We start from the raw sequence: 6,939 nt of genomic DNA on the forward strand, positions 1-6,939 counted from the left end.
ATCAATGTGAATTATTAGCTAGAAGTGCAGCATAAAAAAGTTTGACTTTTTGTGTCCAAAATATTGACATAAGACCAGAGAGATTAAAAATGAGAAATATAAGAATGACAATACAGTATGATGGTTCAAGATACAAAGGATGGCAAAAACAAAATATAAAAGGTCAGAGTGTTTCAACTATTCAAGGTAAAATAGAAAATGTATTATCTAAAATGACTGGAGAAGAAATTCAAGTTATAGGATGTGGCAGAACTGATACTGGAGTTCATGCTGATAAATATACTGCAAACTTTAAAACAAATTCTAACAAAACACTTTCTGATATGTCTAAATACTTAAATGAATTTTTACCTGACGATATAGTTGTAACATCTTTAAGGGAAGCTAGTGATAGATTTCACTCAAGGCTAAATGTAATATCTAAAACTTATGTATATACAATCGATAATAATAAATTTGCAAATGTATTTTTAAAAAAATATGCTTATCATGTTGAAGGAAAGTTAGATATTGAAAAAATGAAAGAAGCAAGCAAACTTTTAATAGGTACACATGACTTCAGAAGTTTTTCAGGAGTAAAAGCAAAACATAATAAATCAACTATAAGGACTATTAATTATATTAATATTTATGAAGATAATAATATAATTAAAATAGAATATAATGGAAATGGTTTCTTATTAAATATGGTTAGAATTTTAAGTGGAACTTTAATTAAGGTTGCTAAAGGTGAAATAGATATAATAGATATTAAAAACTTATTAGAAGCAAAATCTAGAAGTGATATTGCAGAGAAAGCACCTGCAAAAGGTCTTTGTATGAAAGAAGTTCATTATTAATATAGGTATATAATTGGGAAGTTATTATAAAAAATAATTCTACATAACTTCCTTTAAAATATTTTTTATAAATAACATAAATCCATATACTTTAATATACTAATAATATAGGTTAGTTTTAATTATACTTATATATTTATAATATTGAGTAAGGATGGGGATAACAATATGAACATAGACTTTCATGTTCATGGTTTATTAAGTAAAAGAAAAGATTTTAATAAAGAATTCTTCATGAATGAAATATACTTTTGTAAAAATAATGGAATAGATGCAATAGTTCTTTCTGAACACTTTAACGCTAAAGATTTTGTAGTAATTTATGATTTCTTAGAAAAAAATTATACTTATGAAGGTGATAGATATATAGTAGATAATATTTCTATTTTTCCAGCAATGGAGGTAAGTGTAAAAAACAAAGGTCATGTAATTATTTGTGGAGATAGAGAAAGTATTATAAGTATTTATAATCAATTAGAACAATTTAGAACTAAAGAAAATTTTATTGAATTTGAGGAGTTATTAGATATTGCTGATATATATGATTGTTTAAAAATAGGGGCACATCCTTGTAGGAGAGGGCATAAATTATGTAATCAGCCTGAAGTATTGCTAAAAAGATTAGATGCTCTAGATTTTAATGGAAAAGATATCTTTAAAAAAGGTGAAAGTGTAGCTAGAGATGAAATAATAAATTTATCAACAAAATTAGGGTTAAATGTTATAACTGGTAGCGATAGTCATACTCCTATTCAATTAGGAGGTATATATACTAAATTAAATAAAGACTGCTCTACAATTAATGATTTAAAAGGTTGTATAAAACGTAATGAATATATAATTGAAATAAATTCATCTTTAAACTTTAAAATCTTTTCATCTAAAATATTAAAAAGATATTTGATTAAAACCTCTACTTACGATAAGAACACTAATTTTAGATTATAATATTAAATATACTTATAGAATAAATTATAACATTAAAAATAGATTGTAAAAATTAAAAGTACTAAAAGGCTTTAAATTTTTATAATCTATTTTTTCTTGAAATAAATAAGTTTTATTATATTTAAATTATTGATATAGATATACCTTTAAAATATAATATATTTTGAAATAAAAATATTATATTTTCTATAAAATGGTTAAAATAAATAAATATAAAATTAAGATAAGGAAGAGTTAATTATGTGTTACATGGAAGAAAATATAGAAGAAATATTTAATGAAATTTTAGAATGCGACTTAAATGAAGCTTTTAAATATTGTAATGATGGCTTTAAAAAAACTGGAAATCCAGAGTATTTAATATATACAGCTCATAGTTATTTACTTCAAGGAAATTTTGAAGATGCAATTGCTGCCATAGATTTAGCATTTGAACTTGGTTGTGATTACTATGTTTATGGCTATAATGTAAAAGGAGAGGCTTTACTTGAATTAGGGCTTTATGTAGAAAGTAGAAGAACTCTAGAAAAAGTAATAAAAATAGAACCTGAACAATATCATACTAATTTATTACTTTTAGAATTAGATATAAGAGAAGGGTTATACGAAGATGCAATAAATAGATGTAAAGAATACATAAATACATATGGATATGAAAGCTCACAAATTGGTGAACTTAATTCTGCTATTGCTTGGACATATTTAATTGATTTAAATAATCCAGAAGAAGCTAAAAAGTATTTTAAAGATGCAATAAAATGCAATCCTACATATTCAAGAGCATATACAGGACTTGGAATCTATGAAAGTTATAAAAGAAATTATAATAAAGCTATAGAATATTTCACTTATGCTCTTGAATTAGATCCAAATGATGGTGAAAATTATTTTGGTCTTGCAGTTTGTAATAAAGAGCTAAAAAATTATGATGTTATAGAAACATATTTAATGCAAGCTAATGCATTAGATCCTGAAAATAATATGATTTTAGAGGAATTTGCTTTTGAACTCATAAGACAAGAGAGAAATGAGGAAGCAATTCAATATTTAGAAGAATGTTTAGATTATAATATTGATAATAATGATATAAGTAATTTGATTAATGAGCTAAAAAATATTAATTAACTAGAATAAAAAATGGCAAATAATTAAGAATACTATATTTTTATATTATATTGCCATTTTTATGTTATATTGCTATTTCAAATTAAATATTTTATTATCTTAAATATACTTTTTACTTAGATTCAAAGCTTTCACAATTAGTTTCTGTATAGATATTAGCATTGCAACCACTAACATTTATTGAAGATAAACTGCATAGTGAATTTTCATTATGTGTACAATTACTTACTTTACAAACTAAACAATCACATGAACCAGATGAATTTGTATTATTAGTTAAATCACTATATAATTTTTTATCTAAAAACGAACCACAACAAGTATTACAACTACTATCTGATGTCATTCCACCCATATCAACACGATTTGAAAAACAAACTCCAGATTTATTATGTGAACAATTATTTACATCACAATTTATTTTTGGCATTTAAAAGTCCCCTTTCTTTAAATATATTTAGTTAAAATATCTATCTAATAACCCTTTAAAGGCTCTTCCATGTCTTGCTTCATCTTTACACATTTCATGAACAGTATCATGAATGGCATCTAAATTATTTTGTTTAGCTAAAGTAGCAAGCTTCTTTTTACCATCACAAGCACCAAATTCAGCTTCAACTCTAGCACTTAAATTTGCTTTGGTACTAGGCATTACAACTTCACCTAATATTTCCGCAAATTTTGATGCATGATCAGCTTCTTCATAGGCAATTCTCTTATATGCTTCTGCTACCTCGGGATATCCTTCACGGTCAGCTTGCCTAGACATAGCAATATACATTCCAACTTCTGTACATTCACCCATAAAGTTAGCTCTTAAGCCTTCTATTATTTCAGGATCTATTCCTTCACATATTCCGATTCGATGTTCATCAGCCCACTTTAATTCTCCTGCCATTTCTTCGAATTTACTAGCTGGAGCCTTACATATAGGGCATATTTCTGGTGGAGTATCTCCTTCATGAACATACCCACATACTGTACAAATAAACTTTTTCATTAAATATAAACCTCCTTTTACACATTTAACATACTCTAAAGTAACATTTATATTATTTCCCTATAATAATTAAATATGTATAAATAATCTATTGACTTTTTTTAGAAAAATATATAACATATGAAAGATACGTATAAAGAAAGAGGGATAAGAATGTCAAAGGATAAAGGAACAAGCGAAAATTTTCACTATAATAATATAGAAAAAAAAGATAAAAACTTCATGTATAAAAACTTCAAAAGAAGTAATTGTTACAATTGTAACTTTATGAATTCGAAATTTGATTTTGCAAGCTTTAGGGGTGCTCATTTTAAAACTTGTAGCTTTATTAAAGGAAGTTTTGAAGGTACAGAATTTATCGGAACAAATCTAAAAAATAGTAAATTTAAAAATGCTAAATTTAAAAATGCTATTTTTGAAGGTGCTAATTTAGATGGTGCAGATTTTAAAGATGCAACATTTGAAAATACTATATTTTTAGGTTGCAAACTTGAGAAAACCTTAAATTTCAAAAAAGATATAAATGGAATAAGAATTTTTGAAGATATGCCAAAATTAGAATTAAGCGAAGAACTAAGTAAGGCTTTATGCAGTTTAATTGAAAATAAATATGTTAAAACTTCAAGAATTTTTGATACTAAAGATGGTGGAATTAATACTCTAACTATAATGATTCTTTTAGAAAACTTTACTGAAGAGGAATTAGTTAAAGGTTTTGAAATAATAAAGGATCAAATAGATAGGGATTTCTATACTATAAGTTACATAATAAAACTTATATCAAAAAATATTTCATAATTTATATATGATTTACTTATTATAAAAATAAAACTGACAAATTAAATTTATAAATTACTAACATTAAAATATTTATTTGTCAGTTTTACTTTATTTACAACTTAAATTCTTCACTATTAAAATAATATTTAAATCAATTGAAATACTCCCATTAAAATAATAATAATAGCTGATAAAACGGGAGAGTATTTACCAAATATTTTTGATAAAACACTATTTCCTAATTTTAATCCAATAACTAATATTAAAATACTAAATAAAAAAGTAAATATTGTAGTAATTGTAACACTAAGCCCAGACATACTGGCACTAAGTCCTAGAGCAAAGTTATTTATACTAAGAGCTAGTGCTAAAGTTATAGCTTCTTTAATTTCTATATTACCAGATCCATTAGTATCTGCAGTCTTATCATTAATGATTATTTCATCATAACAAAGAGATTCTATTAATTCTTTAGAACTATTTTCTTTTTTTATTTTGATTTTTTCTCTTATAGTACAATCAAACAACATCCAAATTCCAATACATATAAGTAATATACTGCCGATATATTTAGTAATTATAGCCGGAATCAATTCACTAACTACTGCTCCTAAAATCATAGATATAAAAGTACCAAATGTAACTATTAAGGCTATTATAAAATTAATTAACAAACCTATTCTTATTTTTTTTATTCCATAAGCAATTCCAATTATTAAACTGTCTAAACTTGCTGAAAATGCCAATAAAATAGATGGAATTATATTCATTTGTAGCTCCTTATATAATGCTTATAATACATAGTATATTCAAAGCCAAAAAGTTAGTTACTTAGACAAAATATTAATATTACTCTTAAATTTTTATCTAATGTATGAATGTAATTACATTTTTTTGTATATACAAAACTAATTAATTTTATTATTTTTTGCTTTTGGAACAAATATCAATAAGTCTTAGTCTAATAAGTAAATTATGGTAAAACAAGGAGGCTATTATGAGAAAGATTTTACTTATTATTTGTATACTAGCTTTAACAACTCTAGTTGGATGTGCTAGTAAAAGTGAAAATACTAGTAGTGAAACTGCTAAAATAGAAGATATTAATAGTGGTTTTAGCCAATCACAATCAGTGGATATTGACGATTTTCAAAGTTATGAAATTAATACTGAAAATAGTAGCACGAAAAATATAATAATTGAAAATACTAGAAAGATAATAAAAAAAGCTGATATTACTTTAGAAACAGACAATTTTGATGAGGTTATTAGTAAAGTAGAGGAGTATATTAAGAAATTTAATGGTTATATTGAATCATCTAATATATATCAAGATGGTATAAATAGTAATAACTGTAAAAATAATAGAACAGCTGAATTTGTTATTAGAGTTCCAAATGATAATTTTGAACCAATATTATCTGATTATGGAAAATTAGGTGTTGTAACAAACAAAAGACTTTATGGTGAAGATGTAAGTAGTGATTACTTTGATAAAGAAGCAAGATTAGATGTTTTAGAATCTCAAGAAAAGCGCTATTTAGAAATTTTAGAAAAAGCAAACAATATTAATGATATTATAGAGGTTGAAAAAGCATTAACAGAAGTTCGATATGAAATAGAATATTTAACTGGATATCTAAAAAAAATGGACGATTTAATAAACCTTTCAACTGTAAATCTCTATATTTATGAAGTAAATAAAATTAGTGATATTATCAATGAACCTAAAACATTAAATGATGAAATTATTAATACATTTAACACTTCTATTAAAAATTTAAAAGAATTTATGGTAAACATAGTTTTATTTTTTGTTGCAGCAATTCCATTTTTAATAATAGCAGCAATAATTACTATAATTTTAATTTTAATTATTAAAATAATTAAGAAAAATAAAAAAAATTAAATAATAAGCAATAAAAATAAAGTGTTTACTTAGTTAAGTGAACACTTTATTTTTATTGCTTCTAAATTCTTTTGGCGTTAAGTTATATTTATTTTTAAAAAGCTTATTAAAATATGAAAGATTATCAAATCCAACCTCTAAAGAAATATCCATAATAGGCTTAGATGTTGAATTTAGAAGTAAAGAAGCTTTTTCTAAGCGATAATTATTAATATATTGAATACAAGTCATTCCTATATGTTTCTTAAAAAATCTCATAAAATGGTCTTATGTCAATATTTTGGACACAAAAAGTCAAACTTTTTTATGCTGCACTTCTAGCTAATAATTCACATTGA

General features: G+C 24.2%; 9 protein-coding genes. 5 read left to right on the forward strand and 4 right to left on the reverse strand.

The genetic code is table 11. From position 1 onward, the window contains the following. The first annotated feature begins 89 nt into the window (after positions 1–89). From truA to LPC13_RS16300, 3 genes are all read left to right on the forward strand, one after another. Positions 90–839, forward strand: coding sequence for a tRNA pseudouridine(38-40) synthase TruA (gene truA / locus LPC13_RS16290; RefSeq protein ID WP_040419985.1), 750 nt, complete (start codon positions 90–92; stop codon positions 837–839). A gap of 168 nt (positions 840–1,007) precedes the next feature. Next, on the forward strand, positions 1,008–1,787 hold the full coding sequence (locus LPC13_RS16295; protein ID WP_005215243.1) for a PHP-associated domain-containing protein: 780 nt from the start codon (positions 1,008–1,010) through the stop codon (positions 1,785–1,787). Positions 1,788–2,027: 240 nt separating this feature from the next. Beyond that, complete coding sequence (locus tag LPC13_RS16300) at positions 2,028–2,912, forward strand: tetratricopeptide repeat protein (protein WP_040419982.1); 885 nt, start codon at positions 2,028–2,030, stop codon at positions 2,910–2,912. Positions 2,913–3,024: 112 nt separating this feature from the next. On the opposite strand, the gene LPC13_RS16305 is transcribed toward LPC13_RS16300, so the two are convergent. Then, a complete protein-coding gene (locus tag LPC13_RS16305; RefSeq protein WP_195245574.1) occupies positions 3,025–3,342 on the reverse strand; it encodes a DUF1540 domain-containing protein in 318 nt (105 codons plus the stop codon). A 27-nt stretch (positions 3,343–3,369) separates the two neighbouring features. Next, a complete protein-coding gene (locus LPC13_RS16310) occupies positions 3,370–3,912 on the reverse strand; it encodes an NADH peroxidase (protein WP_005215250.1) in 543 nt (180 codons plus the stop codon). A 153-nt stretch (positions 3,913–4,065) separates the two neighbouring features. Between LPC13_RS16310 and LPC13_RS16315 the strand changes: the two genes are divergently transcribed. Next, complete coding sequence (locus LPC13_RS16315) at positions 4,066–4,710, forward strand: pentapeptide repeat-containing protein (protein WP_040419983.1); 645 nt, start codon at positions 4,066–4,068, stop codon at positions 4,708–4,710. Between the two features lie 128 nt (positions 4,711–4,838). Here the strand turns inward: LPC13_RS16315 and ytaF are convergent, their stop codons facing one another. Beyond that, on the reverse strand, positions 4,839–5,462 hold the full coding sequence (gene ytaF / locus LPC13_RS16320; RefSeq protein ID WP_005215254.1) for a sporulation membrane protein YtaF: 624 nt from the start codon (positions 5,460–5,462) through the stop codon (positions 4,839–4,841). A gap of 227 nt (positions 5,463–5,689) precedes the next feature. On the opposite strand from ytaF, the gene LPC13_RS16325 reads away from it, so the two are divergent. Then, complete coding sequence (locus LPC13_RS16325; protein WP_005215256.1) at positions 5,690–6,601, forward strand: DUF4349 domain-containing protein; 912 nt, start codon at positions 5,690–5,692, stop codon at positions 6,599–6,601. A 33-nt stretch (positions 6,602–6,634) separates the two neighbouring features. On the opposite strand, the gene LPC13_RS16330 is transcribed toward LPC13_RS16325, so the two are convergent. Next, positions 6,635–6,859 (reverse strand): helix-turn-helix domain-containing protein, encoded by a 225-nt coding sequence (locus tag LPC13_RS16330; RefSeq protein WP_005215258.1) that lies wholly within the window; start codon positions 6,857–6,859, stop codon positions 6,635–6,637. Positions 6,860–6,939 lie beyond the last annotated feature (80 nt).

Source organism: Clostridium celatum (assembly GCF_021412605.1).
GTDB lineage: Bacteria > Bacillota > Clostridia > Clostridiales > Clostridiaceae > Clostridium > Clostridium celatum.